This window comes from Mesoterricola sp. JemC181 (assembly GCF_055384585.1).
The window spans coordinates 2,183,081-2,198,722 of record NZ_AP045076.1; the positions used below are offsets into that span (position 1 = coordinate 2,183,081).

The window sequence follows — 15,642 nt, forward strand, 5'->3', positions numbered from 1 at the left end:
CTCCTAGCCGCGCTCCCAACGGGTGCGCGTGAGCCATACCGTCAGCTCCTTGCCGTTCTCGTCCACGCCCTGGTAGCGCATCTTCACCGGGCCGTCCTTGTCCCTGCTGGTGACCTTCACGCCGGCGGCCTCGCCCTTGGTGAGGAGCTGGTAGAGGCCTTCGGGGCTGCCCAGCCTGGGAAGGAAGGGCAGGCTGAGCCCGGCCAGGGAGGGGGCCCTCTGGTCCACCTCCCGGCGGGGGATCTGCAGGTGGAAGCCGTCCTTGGGGTTGCCCTCGAGGAGGAGGAGGCGCTCGCCCAGGCCCTGCAGCTCGACGATGGTCCTGCCGGTGGCGGGGTCCAGGAGGACGTTGAGGGTGCCCTTGCCCTGGCCGTCGGGGCTGGCATAGCCCCAGGCGTACTGGGCCTTCACGGGGGGGGCCTGGGCGCAGAGGGGGAGGGCGAGGCAGGCCGCGGCGACGAGACCCCTCATAGCGGATCCGGTCCGTCGTCGTCCGCGCCGGCGTCGTCCGGCTCGGGGACGGGCCCGGCCTCCGCCAGGGCCGCGCTGCGATTGCGGGCCACCCGCGTCCGCAGATCGAGCACCTGCTTTTCCAGGCCCTTGCGGTCGGGGAAGACGAAGGCCAGCGCCCGCTCCCACTCGTCCAGGGCCTCCTGGAGGCGGTCCAGCTTCAGGAGGGCCTCGCCCAGATGCTTGTGGATCTCGGGGCTGTAGGGGCTGATGGCCGAGGCCTTGCGCAGCGCCTCCTCGGCCTCCTTGAACCTGCCCTGCTTGTAGAGGGCCCAGCCCCAGCTGTCCATGGTGGAGCTGTTGCCGGGTTCCTTCTCCAGGGCCGCCTGGATGAGGCGCGCGGCTTCGGCGAGGTCGCCGCCCTTCTCCAGGAGGAGGTAGCCGAGGTTGTTCTGGAGGGTGGGGTTGGCGGGATCCAGCCGCTGGCCCTCGCGCAGCACGGTCATGGCCTGGTCATCCTGGCCGAGGCTCTCGAGGGCGTTGGCTTCCAGCAGGAGAAGGTCGACGTTGCGCACGGGACCCGTCCTGCGGGCGGCGCGCACCGCGGCCAGGCACTTGTCCCAGGCGTTGAACTCGGACCAGAGCACCGCCATGGCCTCCTGGTCGAGCTGGGTCAGGGCGCCGCGGGACTCGGACTTGAAGATCATCCCCTCCTCGAAGGTCCCGGGGGGGATGCGGGAGGCCTTCTTGAACAGGTCCTGCTTGGGGAACCGCTGGATGCCCTCCCGCAGGAGGTTCCGGGCCGGCTTCCAGTCGCCGCGCTGGATGAGCGCCTGGGCCTGGAGGGAGGCCAGCTCCGCGTTGGTGGCGGCCTCCGGCCAGGTCCGGACCACGTCGAGGAGGTCCCTCGCGCGGCCTTCCATGAGCAGGCAGGAGGCGTAGAGCACCTTGACCGGCAGCGCCAGGGTGGGATCCTCGGGCTTGGCCTCCTGGATGGAGGGGAGCAGGGCCTTCCACCTCGCCTCGGCCTCCTGGAGCCGGCCCACCTTCATGAGGCAGAGGCCGATGTTGAAGGAGATCCGCATGGAGGTGTGGAGGGCCTCGGCCTTCTCCAGGGTGGCCAGGGCCACGTCGAACCGGGAGGTGCGCAGCTGCACCAGGGCGATGTTCTCCCAGATGGCGGGCTCCTGCGGCACGAACTGGGCCAGGCGCGTGAAGCTCTCCTCGGCGTGGCCCAGGAAGCCCGCGTCCACCTGGTCCCGGGCCAGCTCCTCGAGCATGCGCAGGTACCGCTGGTCGGGATTGGGACGGGAGCAGAGCGCGAGCACCGCCTCCCGGCGGGCCTCGTACTGCTTGCGCTTCATGGCGAGCTCCACGGCGCGCTCGTAGGCGTACTCGTAGAGCAGCTTTCCCTTGTAGCTGGGGAAGGGGTGCAGCCGGCCCACGGCGAGCCAGGCCTGAAGGGCGCCCTCCTCGTCCTTCTCGTTCTCCTCGATCTCCGCCAGGCGCGTCCACATCTCGGCGTCGTTGGGCAGGAGGGCGGTGGCCCTCTTGAGGGCGCGGGCGGCCTGGACCTGGGCGCCGGGGCTGCCCTGGCTGAGGTAGTAGCGGAGAAGGGCGAGGTGGGCCGCGGCCTCCCCGCTGCGGGGGTCCAGCTCGGCGGCCTTGACCGCGGGGGCGACGGCGCCCTCCAGGTCCCCGGATTCGAGAATGGCCTCGGAAAGCCGGAGCTGGGCCTGGGAGCTCCCGGGCATCAGGGCGATGACCTTGCGGTAGAGCGCGGCCGCGCCCTTGGGGTCGTCGCCGCCGCCCCGGCGCTGCATGGACCGGGCCTGGAGCATGAGCGCCCTCGGATCGTCCTCGGAGAAGGCGGGAGCGCCGGTCCCGATCAGCGTCATCAGGGCCAGGGCGGGAAGCAGCTTGTTCGTCACGTGGGCATCTCGGGGTCGATGAGGAGGGTGGTCATGCGCTCGTGGGGGCCGCGCCAGGCTTCGGGGGGGAGCACCTTCTGTTCCGCCGCGGCGCCGGGACGGGGCAGGATGCAGTGTATCGCCGATCCGCCGCCGGGCCCCGGGGACGCGCTCTTTTTGTCAACCCGGAGCAAGGGAAGGCAGGCCTCCCAGGGCGGGACGGCGGGCAGGAGGTGCCTCATGCGGGAGGCTGCGCGCGCCAGGAACGCAGGCGGGAAGGGCCCCAGGCCCTCCTGGTCCGCCAGGGCGCAGGCCGCCAGGGTGCCCAGACCCACGGCCTCGCCGTGCAGGAGCCGGTAGCCCGAGGCGGCCTCCAGGGCGTGGCCCAGGGTGTGCCCCAGGTTCAGGAGGCGGCGCTCCCCGGCCTCCCTCGGGTCGCGGTGGACGATCCAGGCCTTGGCCCGCAGGGCCCGGAGCAGGGTTTCCGGGGAGGGCACGCCGGGGGCGAGGAGGTCCTCCGCCCAGGCCAGGTCGCCCTCCACCAGGGCCATCTTGAAGAGCTCCCAGGCCCCGGATTCAAGCTGGCGCACGGGCAGGGTCTCCAGGAAGGACCGGCAGGCCACGAACCGGGAGGGGGGATGGAAGGCGCCGGCCAGGTTCTTGCCGGCCTCCAGGTCGCAGGCGGTCTTTCCGCCCAGGCCCGCGTCCACCTGGGCCAGGAGGGTGGTCGGCCAGGCCTGCCAGGCGATGCCCCGCATGTAGAGGGCCGCCCCCAGGCCCGCCATGTCCGTGAGGACGCCCCCGCCCACCGCCACCACGGTGGACTGCCGGTCCAGGGGGATGGCGGCCCAGGCCTCCAGCCAGGGGATGAGGGCGGCCAGGCGCTTGCCGGCCTCGGAGACGGGGACCCACAGCGCGCCCGGAGGCTCCGGCATGCCGGCCTCGCGCCAGGAGGCGCGCACGGCCTCGTCGCCCACCAGGGTCCAGGCGCCGGAAGGAAGCAGTCCCGGGGCGGGTTTCTCCTCCACGAAGACGCGGGTGGGGAAGCCGTCCGGCAGGGCGATCTCCATTCAGCGGCCTTTCAGCGAGGCCTCGGCCTGCATTTCCGCGCCCGCGCGCAGCCATTTGACCACGGCCTTCTGGCCGGGCTTGTACTTCCCGAGGGCCGCCATGTAGTCGTAGATGTTCTTCACGGTCACGTCGCCGAACTTCACGATGATGTCGCCGGCCTTGAGGCCCACGGCCTCCGACGTGGTGCCGGCCATGGTGCCGCCGATGCGGAAGCCGTCCGGGCAGTCCGCGAAGTCCGGGAGGATGCCGAAATACACCGCCAGCGCGTTGCGCTCGCCGCCCGAAGCCAGTTTGGCGGTCTCGGGGTCGAAGGCGGGCACGGGACCGGCGGCCAGGTCCCCGACGACCTTCTCCACCATCGTCTCAACCTGGGCCATGGCCGGGTAGTTGATGCGGTCGGAGGTGTCCGTGGGCCGGTGGTAGTCGCCGTGGAGGCCGGTGAAGAAGAAGAACGTGGGGATCTTCGCGGCGGAGAAGGACATGTGGTCCGAGCCGCCCACGGCCACCCCGGTGTCGCCGCCCAGCTTCACGCCCTGGGGGGCGTGGGTCCCGGCCCGGGCGACGGCGGCCTTGGGCGCGCCCAGGCCCGCGATGTTGAGGGTCGGGTTCACGGGATCCAGGCGCCCCACCATGTCCAGGTTGACCATGAACTTTACGGAAGCCAGAGGCACCGCGGGGCGCTTGATCCACTCGGCCGAGCCCAGCAGGCCCTCCTCCTCGCCCCCGAAGTGCAGGAAGACGATGGGGCGCGGGGCGGGATGGGCCTTGAAGTGGCGGGCCAGCTCCATGACCATGGCCGTGCCGGAGGCGTTGTCGTCGGCGCCTGGATGCACCTGGCCGCGGGCGGCGGAGCCCCCCATGCTGTGGCGCTCGCCGTGGCCGAGGTGGTCCATGTGGGCGCCCACGGCGATGTACTCGTCCTTGAGCGCGGGGTCCGTGCCCGGGAGGCGCACGGTGAGGTTGGGCACCTGGGCCTCCTCGCGGGCGAGCCTGAGGGTCAGGTCGAAGCGGGCCGCGGGGACCGGGGCCTCCTGGGCCCTTCCGGTCTGGGCGATGCGGGCCTTGAGGGCGGGCAGGTCCAGCACGCCGGCGAAGGCCGCCATGGGCACGCTCACCACGGGCACGCCGACGGCATTGGGGCCCTCCTCCTTCTGGAGGGGCGCGGGGGCGTCCCCCTCCTCCGCGATGATGACGAGGGCGGCGCCGGCGGCCTGGAGCTTCTGGATGCGCACGGGGAGGGACGTCTCCATGCGCCGGGCCATCTTGAACACCGGCAGGTCGGGGACCTTGCGGAAGATCACGGCGGCCTGGCCCTTCAGGCCGCCCAGGTCGTCGTAGTCGCCAGCCTTCATGCCGTAGCCCGCGAAGCGCAGGGGCAGGTCCTTCAGGGCGCCGTCGCCGGAATAGCCCACGGCCTCGATGTCCTTGCCCCAGGCCAGGGGCCTGCCGCCCAGGGCCGCCAGGCTCTCGGCGCGCCGGATCCGCGCCACGAAGGGGAAGCGCTGCACCTCGGGGCTGAGCCCGAGGCTGCGGTAGCTTGCGGCCACGTACTCCGCGGCGGCGTCCAGGGAGGGGGTGCCGTTGCCGCGCCCGTCCAGGGCCGGGGAGGCCAGGAACGTCAGGTCCCGGCGCATGCGCTCCTCCGGGCTCTGGCCCGCGAGGACGAGGGTCAGGCAGGAGAGGAGGATTGGGCGCATCTAGAGCTTTTCCCGGTATTCGTCCGCGTCGTCGTCGCTGCCGGCTTCCTTGCGGAAGCGGTCCCCCAGGAGGTCCAGTTCGATGTAGCGGTCGGCCACGTCCATGACCTTGTTGGCCATGGCGGACCTGAACCCGGCCACCTCGACCCGGACGCCGTTCTGGGCCAGGGCCTGGAGGGGGTAGGCGAAGTCCTCGTCGCCGCTCACCAGGATGATGAGGTCCACCTTGTCGGCGTAGTTCATCATGTCCGTGGTGATCTCCACTTCCAGGCGGGCCCTGCGGGTGCCGTCGCGCTCGAGCTTCACGGGCTTCTGCACCACCCGGAAGCCGTTGCGGCGCATCCAGTGGAGGAAGCCCCGCTGGCGGTCCGCGGTCTCGTCCACGCCGGTGTAGAAGAAGGCCCGGAGGAGCTCCCGGTCCCTGCCGACCAGAAGAGCTAGCAGGCGGCTGTAGTCCACTTCAAAGCCGAGCTGCCGTGCGGAATGGAAGATATTGTTACCATCGATGAAAACGGCACATCGCATCATGGCTGCCATCCTGAATTCGGGGCTTTCCCCGGGAATTTGAATAGATCCGCACATGCGGATCAAACATGATGGCATGACAGCAATCATGAAAGAATGGTTTCATGGCTGATTCTTCCAGTAGTTTTTTCCAGTCCGACCAGGTCGAGGAGCAACCCGGGCGCAAGGCCCTGCTGGTGCGCCTCGTGGGCTACCTCCGCCCCTACTGGGCGGGCCTCTGCGCCCTCCTGGTGCTCATGGCGGCGGGGGCGGCGCTGGACGTGCTCCCCTCGGAGTTCACGCTGCGCCTGATCGACCACCACCTGGCCCAGGGGACCCTGCGGGGTTCGGGCCCCCTGGTGGCCGCCTTCCTGGGCTTCGTCCTGCTGGGCTTCGTGGTGCAGGTGGTGCGCTACGGCCTCCTGGCCTGGGTGGGCCAGATGGCCATGCTGGACCTGCGCATGCAGGTGTTCCGCCACCTCATGAAGCGCAGCACCCACTTCTTCCACCGCAACCCCGTGGGCCGGCTCATGACCCGGGTCATCAGCGATGTTCAGAACCTCAATGAAATGTTCTCGTCGGGCTTCGTGGCCATCGTGGGGGACGCCCTTTCCCTGACGGCCATCGTCCTCTGGATGTTCAGCAAGCACGTGGGGCTGGCCCTGGTGGCGGTGGGGATCATGCCGCTCCTGCTGCTGTCCACCGAGATCTTCCGCCGCTACGCGTCGGCCGCCTACCGCGAGACGCAGGGCCGCTACGCGGCCATCCAGGCCTACCTGGCCGAGCAGCTCTCGGGCATGTCGCTCGTGCAGATGAACGCCCAGGAGGCCGCGAGCCGCGCGCTGTTCGGCGACCTGAACCAGAAGTACCTGGACGCGTTCCTGCGCACGATCTTCGCGTACGCGGTGTTCTTCCCGGTGGTGGAGTTCATCACCAACGGCACCCTGGCCGCGCTGATCCTCTATTCCGGCTACAAGCTGAAGGCCGGCACCCTCACCCTGGGGCTGCTGCTGGCCTTCATCCAGCAGTCGGGGCGCTTCTTCCGGCCCATCCGGGAACTGGCGGAACGCTACAACGTCATGCAGACCGCCCTGGCCTCCAGCGAGCGCATCTTCAAGCTCCTGGACAACCAGGACGAGATCCGCGAAGTGGCCGAGCCCAGGCAGGTGGCCTTCACGAAGGAGGTGCGCCTGGAGGGCGTCACCTTCGCCTACGAGGCCGGGGGCCGCAAGGTGGTGCGGGACCTCTCGGGCGTCATCCCCAAGGGCCGGCGCGTGGCGGTGGTGGGCCACACCGGGGCCGGGAAGTCCACGCTCATCAACCTGCTCATGCGGTTCTACGACGTGGACGGGGGCAGCGTCACGGTGGACGGCGTGGACGTGCGGGAAGCCGGCCTCAAGCGCCTGCGGGGCCTCTTCGGCCTGGTGCTCCAGGACGTCTTCATCTTCTCGGGGACCCTGGAGGAGAACATCGTGCTGGGCCGGCCCTTCAACGCCGAGCGCCTGGCCTCGGTGCTCGAGCAGAGCCAGCTGGAGGACCTGGTGGGGCGCCTGCCCATGGGCCTCCTGACCCAGGTGGGGGAGCGGGGCCAGAAGCTCTCCGCCGGCGAGCGCCAGCTGGTGGCCTTCGCGCGCATGCTCTACCAGGAGCCCGAGATCCTGCTGCTGGACGAGGCCACCGCCAACATCGACAGCGAGACCGAGCACAAGATCCAGCAGGTCATCGAGCGCGTGAGCCACCGCCTGACCACCTTCACCATCGCCCACCGCCTCAGCACCATCAAGGACGCCGACGAGATCTGGGTCATGGACCAGGGGCAGCTGGTGGAGCGGGGCAGCCACGACGGCCTCATGGAGCAGGGCGGCACCTACGCCAAGCTGGTGCGGCTCCAGTTCGAGGGGGAGGCGGCCGCTTCCTGACGGCCCGCTGCTCCGGATTGAGTGAACGGATCGATCATTGTGATGCTCCGCTGGTTCCAGCGGCCGGGATCGATCGCTATAAACATATGTAAATAGATTGCTTAGATCGTGGCCTGGGGATTGCTCCCGTTGGGCAGGCCCTTCCGATTCGCGCCAGGGCCTTCAGAGGACGGATCTTACCAACCACCGGGACGGCCAACCGGGGCTCCGGCCGGGAGCGCACGGGTGCCGCCCCGTCCCAAGGGGAACTGCGATGAATCTGAAACTGGCTTTCCTGGTGCCCATGGCCCTGGTGGTCACGGGCTGCATGGTGACCGCCCGGCCTGATGGCGGCCTGTCGGTCGTCCCGATCCTTCCGACCGTCGTCGAACTGGGTGACGATTCGTACTACGCCCAGGGCGGCTACCATTACTTCTACACGGACGACCGCTGGTACTACTCCGACAGGCTGGATGGCGCCCGCCGGGAACTGCCCCGCTCCCACTGGCCGCACGAGACCCGCCGCCGGGGCGGGTACCACCGATGAAACCGGCCAGCCTGATCGGCGTCATCCTGATCGTGGGCGGCGCCCTGGTCTTCATCTACCAGGGTTTCTCCTATACGAGCCGGGAGAAGGTGGTGGATGCCGGGCCCATCCGGATCACGGCCGACCGGACCCGGACGGTCCCCCTGCAGCCCATCCTGGGCGCGGTGGCGGTGCTGGCGGGCGTCGGCCTGCTGGTGGCCGGGAGTCGCAAGAGCTGAGTGAGGCTTGAAACCCAAGGGGTGTACCTGGACACCCCTTTTTTTCGGTTCTTCACGGATTTGAGGGGTGGCGCCGACCCACACTCACTTTAGCTTGGTGCTGACGAGGAGGCCGGGTCCGGTCGATAGGGGCCGTTCTGAGCCCGTCATCCAGGTAAGTTGAAACGAAAAGCTTATCGCCGAGGCGCCGAGGGGCCGAGGTTCGCCGAGAAAAGATCTTCTTTTTATTCCTCGGCGATCCTCGGCTCCTCGGCGCCTCGGCGATAGGCCCTTCGATCGAGATTGCCGGATTCATCGGGTAACAGGTCGGCAGCAGTGGACTTCAGGCATCTTGGAGTTGTCGAGAAACCAGGATGAGAGGAGGCCGCTGCTGCCTACCAAGGAGCTTATTGCCCGTTTGGGCGGATGGAAAGGGCATCGCGTCGGAACCGTGGAAAGGTTCGAACCGGGGGAGAAGGGTACCCGCGCCCAGGTCTGGATCGAGTTGCTCGGCTTCGGTGTCCACCCTCGGACCTGCAGCGGCTGCCAGCGCAAGGTTTCAGCGGTGCACGACTGGTCCCAGCGAGAGATCCGGGACCTGCCCGTGTTCGACGCGGATACCGTGTTGGTGGTCTGGCGTGCCCGGGTGGCCTGCCCTGCCTGCGGACCCAAGCTGGAGGCCCTGGACTGGCTGGAACCCTATGCACGGGTCACCAACCGCATGGCCGAGAGTGTGGCCCGCATGTGCAAGGTCATGCCCATCAAGCGGGCTGCCGAGCATTATGGCCTCCACTGGGGCACAGTGAAGGACATCGACAAGGCCTATCTGGAGCGCACGCTGGAGCCAGCCAGACCAGGCAAGGTCCGGCTGCTCATGATGGACGAGTTCGCCCTCCATAAGGGGCAGAGCTACGCCACGGTGTTCGTCGATACCGAAACCCGCCAAGTGCTTTGGGTGGGCAAAGGCCGGGGCAAGGCGGATATCAGGCCCTTCTTCGAATGGCTCGGCAAGCGGCGGTGCCGCAAGATCGCGGCGGTGGCCATGGACATGTCCCCCACTTTCGAAGCGGAAGTCCGCCAACACTGCCCCAATGCCGAGATCGTCCTGGACCAGTTCCATGTCCTGGCCAATTTCGGAAAGCAGGTGCTCGACCGAATCCGGGTCAACGAGGCCAATCGGTGCCGGGACGACAAGGCCGCCCGGGAACTCATCAAGGGGGCCAAGTGGCTCCTGCTGGGCAACTGGGAGAACCTGCCCAACCGGGAGAGCAAGACCAGGCTCAACGCGCTCCTGGAGGCGAACCAAGCCCTCATGACGGCCTACGTCATGAAGGACGCCCTTAAGGCCCTGTGGGGCTTTAAGCGAGAGGGCTGGGCCCGGAAGGCCTGGGAGAACTGGCTGGCCATGGCCACCTCAAGCGGCCTGCCGCCTTTGGTACGTTTTGCGAAAAACCTGGCCAAGCGGATCGAGGACATCCTCTCGCACTGCCGGTGGCACCTGAACACCAGCATCCTGGAGGGGATCAACAACAAGATCAAGGTCCTGAAGCGGATCGCCTATGGGTACCGGGATGAGGCCTACTTCTTCCTCAAGATCCGTGCGGCCTTCCCCGGAAATCCGTGAAGAACCTTTTTTTCTCGGCGAACCTCGGCTGCCTCGGCGATGCCTTTCTGTTTCAGGACCCCTCGGTGCAATGAATCGATGCGCCGGATGGATCAGGAAAAGAAAGGCATCGCCGAGGCAGCCGAGGGGCCGAGGATCGCCGGGAAAAGACGGGAACCTGAACCGGAGCTAGCCGTCGACCAGCTCCAGGGCCACGGCCGCGGCCGGTTCCAGGACCCGGAAGGCGAAGGATTCGGTGAGGTAGAGGTGCACCTCCCGCGCGTCGTGGTTCTTGTAGCCGATGGCCAGGTCCTGGCCCACGGTCAGTTCGAAGTCCCCGCCCCGGCGGGACAGCAGGGCGCCGCCCTCCAGCGCCGGGCTCCAGTGGATGCCCCCGGTGACCATCGCCTCGACGCGCTGGCGCAGAGGGTAGGCCTTGGGGCTGCCCACCATCAGGCTCTTGTAGGGCGCCGTGCCGAGCACCAGGGCGAAGGGGCCGCCGATCTCAGCCTCCTGGATGGCCAGCAGGGCGGTTTCCACGGATTCGGTGAGCCGGTTGGGGTCGGCGTGCAGGGGCACCGGCGGATGGGGGGAGGCTTCCAGCATCCCGAGCATGCACCCTCCGGGGAAGCCCCGGTAGATGGCCTGCTCCTCGAAGGCCGCGGCCTTGCGGGCGGCTTCGCCCAGGGCCTTCAGGTCGGGGTTCTTCGCGCCGCGCTCCACGTCGTCCAGTTCCCAGATCCCCAGGGTGAAGGGGACGCGGATCTCCACGAGGGGCAGGACGCGGTGCAGGCCCCAGGCCACCTCGCCCGCGGCCGGGCCGCTGGCGGTCAGCCGGCCGAGGTTCACGGCCGCGAAGGCCATTCCGAGGGGACCGACGAAGTCCACCACCTTCCGTCCCGACAGGTTGCCCTTCAGGATCCGGGAACAGTGGAGGTCGATCTCTTCCCAAGCTTTGTCGACGATGGGCGCCATTGCGCGCCTGAACAGATCGGTCATGGATTTCCCTCCCGGGCTGGACGCCCAATCACTTCGTGGTTCCAAGTCCCAGCCCGAGCCCCTGGGCCCCGGGTTCCGCCTTCCGGGCGGCCAGGGCCACCAGGTCCCCCGTGGAGAACAGGAACTTGCGCATCTGGGGGTCGAATTCGGGCATGGCCCGGCGCAGCCATTCCAGCAGCATCATGGCGTGCTCCATCTCGTCGTCGCGGTTGTGGGCCAGGATGGCCTTCAGGGACTCGTCCCGGGCCACGTCCACGCGCTGGTGGTAGAAGTCGATGGCTTCGAGCTCCTCCTGCAGGCTGGCCAGGGCCCGGTGGATGTTGTGCGCTTCGCTGGACAGTCCAGGTTCGATGATTCCGCTGCTCATGGTGGTCCGTGCCTCCCGAAGACGTGGCAGGGTGGGGGAGCAAAATCCGGGCCATCCGTTAACGCCTCTGGATGTAGGCCGAAGGGCCCGGGCGGGCGGGGCTTCCAATCAGGGTGATGGATGGCCGCCTTCAAATCGACGGAATCGCCACCGGGCCCCGTTCGTTCCAATTGAAGGATCAACCCAACCATTCTGATCCCCCTGCCGGAGGGAAATCCTCCATGTTCCAACCCTAAAACAGAAATAATTTGACTTAAATTCATGGCCCAATTCGTGCGATGGAGGGGTGGAGACAAACGCTATGGTTCGAGATCCCGAGGCGCTGCGTGGGTTGGTCCGCGGAGTCATCGTGGCTCCCGGCGCCCCTTCCGATTCCGCGAGCGTGGCGTCGGCCTCGGTTCGCGCCTGGACCCGGGTGGTGGCGCAGCTGGCGCCGATCATCGGCCCGCGCGGCGTGGATTCCCTCTTCCGGCGCTCCATCCAATTGGCCCAGGGGGAATTCCCATGGCTGGCGGCCGGGCCGGAAGCGCCCGATGGCGCCTTCCCTGCGGAAGCCTTCGCAGACTGCCTGGCGGCCCGCGATCCGGATGCCGCGGCCGAGGCCAGCGTCGAGCTCCTGGCTGCCTTCGCGGAACTGCTGGAGACCCTGGTGGGGCCGGGCCTGGCCCGGCGGCTGCTGGATCCCGTCTGGCGCGTCCCGTCCCCACCCGCATCCAAGGAGTCCGCCCCATGACCCGAAACGTGACCATCAAGCGCCTGCCCACCGGCGTGCCTGGACTCGATGCCGTCCTGGGCGGCGGCCTCCCCGAATTCTCCTTCAACCTCATCGTCGGCCAGCCTGGAACCGGAAAGACCACCCTGGCCCACCAGCTGATGTTCTCCCTGGCCACCGAGGCCCGCCCCGCGCTCTACTTCACGGTCCTGGGGGAGTCCCCGCTCAAGATGCTGCGCTACCAGCAGCAGTTCGCCTTCTTCGATGCCGCCATGATCAACACGTCGGTACGCTTCGTGAGCCTGGCCGGCGAGCTGGGCACCGGGGACTACCAGAAGGTCCTGGCGCGCATCATGCAGGAGGTCCTGGACCACGCCCCGGGACTGGTGTTCGTGGATTCCGTGCGGTCCCTGATCGGCAGCATCGGCGGATCCCATTCGGACGAATTCGCCCACCGGCTCGGGATGCAGCTGAGCAGCTGGCAGATCACGTCCTTCCTCATCGGGGACCCGCCGTCCGAGGGCGGGAACACCTCCACCCTGACCGTGGCCGACGGCATTTTCGTGCTCTCCCAGAGCGTCCTCCGGAACTCCATCGTCCGCAAGCTCCAGATCCAGAAGATGAGGGGCCAGGCCACCTGCCCGGGAATCCATTCCTTCCGCATCGCCGAAGCCGGCATCGAGGTCTATCCTTCGGCCGTGATCTCCGCGGACGACGGGTCCCTGCAGGCCGCTGACCCGGGTCCGCACCTCCGGCGCCGCCTGGCGATGGGCGTTCCGGGCCTCGACGAGATGCTGGGCGGGGGGCTCCCGGCGGGGTACTCCCTGCTGGTGGCGGGGCCTTCGGGATCCGGGAAGACCATCCTGGCCACCGCCTTCCTGGAAGAGGGGGTCCGCCTCGGCCAGCCGGGGGTGATGGTGGCCTTCGAGCAGACCCCGAGCCAGTCCTGGACCCGCACCATCGACGACCTGGTCCGGGCCGGGAAGATCGGCCTCATCAACACGCGCCTGCCGGACCTCTCCATCGACGAGATCGTCCAGCGCCTGGCGGAGGCCATCCGGCGGCTGAAGGCCAGGCGCGTCGTCCTGGACTCCCTGTCCGGCTTCGAGCTGGCGGTGGCGCCGACGTTCCGGGAGGAATTCAAGGAGTCCCTGTTCCGCATGGTCTCCCAGCTTTCAGGCATGGGGGTGACGGTGCTGATGACCGCGGAACTGGAGGACCGGTTCACCGACCTGCGGTTCAGCTCCTACGGCTCCGCCTTCCTCACGGACGCGATCATCGTCCAGCGCTACGTCGAGATCGGCAGCCGGCTGCGGCGGGTGATGGCGGTGGTGAAGGTCCGGGGCAGCGACCACAGCGACCAGCTGCGGCAGTACGAGATCACGGACGGCGGCATCATCATCGGCAAGCGCCTGGCCGAGTTCGAGGGGCTCCTCGGGGGCCAGCCCGCCCACAGGAAGGCGACCGGCCCCGAGCCGCCGGGGACGGGACCCGAGCCATGGTAGGAGGTCCGGAATGGCCATGCTGGAACGGAAAAGAGTCATGACAGCCTACGAACGCGGGCCCATGCCCGCGACACGCGTGGACCTCCGGGACGCCAACGAGCGCCTCGTGCTCGCCACGGTCGAGGCCCAGCGCCAGGCCGAGGCCGCCCAGAGCGAATCCGCCGGGCACGCGTACGCCGCCGAGCATGATTTCCTGACGGGGCTGCCCAACCGCTCCCTGCTCACCGACCGCCTCACCCAGGCCATCTCGCTGGCCCGGCGCAACGGCAAGAGCTTGGCGCTCATGTACCTCGACATCGACAACTTCAAGCTCATCAACGACACCCTGGGGCACACCCTGGGCGATCAGGTGCTGCAGTCCGTGGCCCAGCGCCTGCTGGCCTGCCTGCGGGCCTCCGACACCCTCTGCCGCCAGGGGGGCGACGAGTTCGTCGTCCTGCTGCCGGAGGTGGAGGCCCTCGATGACGCCGCCCTCATCGCCCGGAAGTTCCTGGCCGCGATGGCCCGGCCCCAGATGATCGATGGGCGGCCGGTCCCCGTGACCCTGAGCATCGGGATCAGCCGGTATCCCGACGACGGCCAGGATCTCGAGGCCGTCGTCAGGCATGCGGACGCCGCCATGTACCGCGCGAAAGCCCTGGGGCGCAACAATGTCCAGGTCTTCGCGCCGGACATGGCCCACCCGGACGACCTGCCCGTCCCGGCGGCTCCAAGGGCCCTGAGGGGCCGGCCGGAGGGCTCCGGGATGGCCCGCACCCGCCACGCCGGCTCCAGGCGCCGGGCCAGTCGCCCCGGAGCTCTGCCCCGGCGCCTGGCCCAGGTGGACCGGCGCCTCGCGTCCCGGCTCCGGTCCGTGGCGCCGGTGGCCCAGGCCATCGGCACGACCCGCGCCCAGCTGCAGGAGGCGAACGAATGCCTCGTCATCGCGGCCGTCAAGGCCCAGTCCATGGCCGAGGAGGCCGACCGCGCCACCGCCGAGATCGCCCGCCTGAGCAGGATGGAGCGCCAGCTCCAGGAGGTCCAGAAGCAGGAATCCCTGGGTGTCCTGGCGGGCGGGGTCGCCCACGACTTCAACAACCTCCTCACCGCGATCCTGGGCAATGCCAGCATGGGCGCCACCGCGGTGGAGGAGCACGGCAACGCGGCCCCCTACTTCGCGGTGATCGAGAAGACCGCCCACCGGGCCGCCGACCTCACGCGCCAGCTCCTGGCCTACGTGGGCAAGGGGCACCAGGACCTGGCCGAGGTGGACCTCGGCGTGGTGGTCAAGGAGATCAGCCTCCTGCTCCAGGCTTCCATCCCGAGTTCGGTCACCCTGGCGTTCGATCTGTCCGAACGCCTGCCCTTCGTGAAGGGGGACGCCACCCAGATCTTCCAGGTCCTGCTGAACCTCATCACCAACGCCAGCGAATCCTTCGAGGGCGCCCCCGGACACATCGCCGTCCGGACCCGGTCGGAGGCGCTGCCGGAGGCGCGGGGGGAGTCCCCGGACTGGGTGCTCCCGGCGGCCCCGGGCCGCTTCGCCACCCTGGAGGTGACCGATTCGGGCGCGGGCATGGCCCCCGAGGTCCTGGCCCGGATCTTCGAGCCTTTCTTCTCGACCAAGTTCACCGGTCGGGGCCTGGGCCTGGCCGCGGTGATCGGGATCATCCGGAGCCACGGCGGGGGGCTCACCGTCCGGAGCCGGCCCGGATGCGGCTCCTCCTTCAAGATCTACCTGCCCGCCATGACCGAGGCGCGGACGGCCAAGGACCTGGAGGTCCGGGTCCAGGAGCGGGGCTCCGGCGCCATCCTCATGGTGGACGAGGATCCCGAGGCGCTGCGGGGGGTGCGGACGCTGGCCGAGGATCTGGGCTTCTCCGTCCTCGAGGCGGGAGGGGGCATGGAGGCCATCGCGCTCTTCCGGCAGCATCACCGGGATCTGGTCCTCGTCCTCATGGGCTTCGCCATGCCGGCCCTCGGCGGGAAGCGGGCCTTCAGGGCGATGCGCGCCATCGACCGCGAGGTCCCGGTGGTCCTCGGCGGACACTTCGAGGTCCCGGACCGGACCCTGGCCATCCAGGGGCTGGCCGGCATCCTCCGGCAGCCCTACCGGGCGTCCGAATTCACCAGCATGTTGCACCGGACCCTGGCCAAGGAGGTCTGGAGCGTCTGAACGCCAAGCTCGACGGGATCGAGGCCA

14 protein-coding genes are annotated in these 15,642 nt (G+C 68.9%); 7 read left to right on the forward strand and 7 right to left on the reverse strand.

Features of this window, described 5'->3' with window-relative positions:
• Positions 1-3: 3 nt before the first annotated feature.
• From ACZ5MC_RS09515 to ACZ5MC_RS09535, 5 genes are read right to left on the reverse strand one after another with little or no spacing between them, the layout of a single operon-like run.
• Positions 4-471: a hypothetical protein gene (locus ACZ5MC_RS09515; protein ID WP_306600098.1), complete on the reverse strand. Its 468-nt coding sequence runs from the start codon at positions 469-471 to the stop codon at positions 4-6.
• Entirely contained in the window at positions 468-2,381 is a 1,914-nt protein-coding gene (locus tag ACZ5MC_RS09520; RefSeq protein ID WP_464517618.1) for a tetratricopeptide repeat protein, read from the reverse strand. Before ACZ5MC_RS09520 ends, ACZ5MC_RS09515 begins: the two co-directional genes overlap by 4 nt.
• Positions 2,378-3,430 carry a 3-dehydroquinate synthase gene (locus ACZ5MC_RS09525; RefSeq protein ID WP_464517619.1) on the reverse strand — a complete coding sequence of 351 codons (1,053 nt, stop codon included), beginning with the start codon at positions 3,428-3,430 and terminating at the stop codon, positions 2,378-2,380. The genes ACZ5MC_RS09520 and ACZ5MC_RS09525 overlap by 4 nt, the downstream gene beginning before the upstream one ends.
• Entirely contained in the window at positions 3,431-5,128 is a 1,698-nt protein-coding gene (locus ACZ5MC_RS09530; RefSeq protein ID WP_464517620.1) for a M28 family peptidase, read from the reverse strand.
• Positions 5,129-5,656, reverse strand: coding sequence for a LabA-like NYN domain-containing protein (locus ACZ5MC_RS09535; protein WP_306600102.1), 528 nt, complete (start codon positions 5,654-5,656; stop codon positions 5,129-5,131).
• A 101-nt stretch (positions 5,657-5,757) separates the two neighbouring features.
• Between ACZ5MC_RS09535 and ACZ5MC_RS09540 the strand changes: the two genes are divergently transcribed.
• From ACZ5MC_RS09540 to ACZ5MC_RS09555, 4 genes are all read left to right on the forward strand, one after another.
• Positions 5,758-7,551, forward strand: coding sequence for an ABC transporter ATP-binding protein (locus tag ACZ5MC_RS09540; RefSeq protein ID WP_306600103.1), 1,794 nt, complete (start codon positions 5,758-5,760; stop codon positions 7,549-7,551).
• 253 nt (positions 7,552-7,804) lie between these two features.
• The gene (locus ACZ5MC_RS09545; RefSeq protein WP_306600105.1) at positions 7,805-8,077 is read left to right on the forward strand and encodes a hypothetical protein; all 273 of its coding nucleotides are present in this window, start codon (positions 7,805-7,807) and stop codon (positions 8,075-8,077) included.
• Positions 8,074-8,295: a hypothetical protein gene (locus ACZ5MC_RS09550; protein ID WP_306600106.1), complete on the forward strand. Its 222-nt coding sequence runs from the start codon at positions 8,074-8,076 to the stop codon at positions 8,293-8,295. Before ACZ5MC_RS09545 ends, ACZ5MC_RS09550 begins: the two co-directional genes overlap by 4 nt.
• A gap of 370 nt (positions 8,296-8,665) precedes the next feature.
• Positions 8,666-9,898, forward strand: coding sequence for an ISL3 family transposase (locus ACZ5MC_RS09555; protein ID WP_464517769.1), 1,233 nt, complete (start codon positions 8,666-8,668; stop codon positions 9,896-9,898).
• Positions 9,899-10,066: 168 nt separating this feature from the next.
• Here the strand turns inward: ACZ5MC_RS09555 and ACZ5MC_RS09560 are convergent, their stop codons facing one another.
• Both ACZ5MC_RS09560 and ACZ5MC_RS09565 read right to left on the reverse strand, forming a co-directional pair.
• A complete protein-coding gene (locus ACZ5MC_RS09560; protein WP_306600107.1) occupies positions 10,067-10,876 on the reverse strand; it encodes a family 1 encapsulin nanocompartment shell protein in 810 nt (269 codons plus the stop codon).
• Between the two features lie 28 nt (positions 10,877-10,904).
• Positions 10,905-11,243 (reverse strand): ferritin family protein, encoded by a 339-nt coding sequence (locus tag ACZ5MC_RS09565; RefSeq protein WP_306600108.1) that lies wholly within the window; start codon positions 11,241-11,243, stop codon positions 10,905-10,907.
• A 349-nt stretch (positions 11,244-11,592) separates the two neighbouring features.
• Here ACZ5MC_RS09565 and ACZ5MC_RS09570 point away from each other — a divergent pair, with 349 nt between their 5' ends.
• The 3 genes from ACZ5MC_RS09570 to ACZ5MC_RS09580 are packed head-to-tail and all read left to right on the forward strand — an operon-like array spanning position 11,593 to position 15,615.
• On the forward strand, positions 11,593-11,976 hold the full coding sequence (locus ACZ5MC_RS09570) for a hypothetical protein (protein ID WP_306600109.1): 384 nt from the start codon (positions 11,593-11,595) through the stop codon (positions 11,974-11,976).
• Positions 11,973-13,460 carry a DUF7125 family protein gene (locus ACZ5MC_RS09575; protein WP_464517621.1) on the forward strand — a complete coding sequence of 496 codons (1,488 nt, stop codon included), beginning with the start codon at positions 11,973-11,975 and terminating at the stop codon, positions 13,458-13,460. The genes ACZ5MC_RS09570 and ACZ5MC_RS09575 overlap by 4 nt, the downstream gene beginning before the upstream one ends.
• A gap of 37 nt (positions 13,461-13,497) precedes the next feature.
• Positions 13,498-15,615 (forward strand): ATP-binding response regulator, encoded by a 2,118-nt coding sequence (locus ACZ5MC_RS09580; protein ID WP_464517622.1) that lies wholly within the window; start codon positions 13,498-13,500, stop codon positions 15,613-15,615.
• The last annotated feature ends 27 nt before the right edge of the window (positions 15,616-15,642 follow it).